Genomic DNA, 398 nt, shown 5'->3' on the forward strand with positions numbered 1-398 from the left:
CGGAGGCAGTCATCCAGTGGCAGCAGGGCACGCCGTTGGAACGCAACCGCCATTGGCTACCCGGCATCAGTCAGCGTTATGGAATGATGGCCTCTTGCCCGGTCTTCATATCCTCGGCCGTCGCCTTGCTGCGCCCACTTCGCCCCCGTCCCTGCGACAAGTGCAGGACAGGCTTGGGTGAATAGCCCCTAGATTTCTGGACGCCTTGAGCCATTAAAGCCTGCTGCCGTTCGAACTCGACGGGCGACAGCATCCCGTTCCTGACGTGCTTGCGGATCGGGTTGTAGAACATCTCGATGTAATCGAACACGTCCTGCCGGGCTTCTTCGCGCGTTTTGTAGGCGCGTCGCCGGATGCGCTCACGCTTGGGGAGATTGAAGAAGCTCTCGGCGACGGCG

1 pseudogene is annotated in these 398 nt (G+C 61.1%); it reads right to left on the reverse strand.

The features are described from left to right. Positions 1 to 199: 199 nt before the first annotated feature. A pseudogene (locus D7X55_RS42285) lies at positions 200 to 398 on the reverse strand (IS3 family transposase); the annotation flags it as partial.

Origin of the sequence: Corallococcus sp. AB049A (assembly GCF_003668885.1) — a bacterium.
Classification (GTDB): Bacteria; Myxococcota; Myxococcia; order Myxococcales; family Myxococcaceae; genus Corallococcus; species Corallococcus interemptor.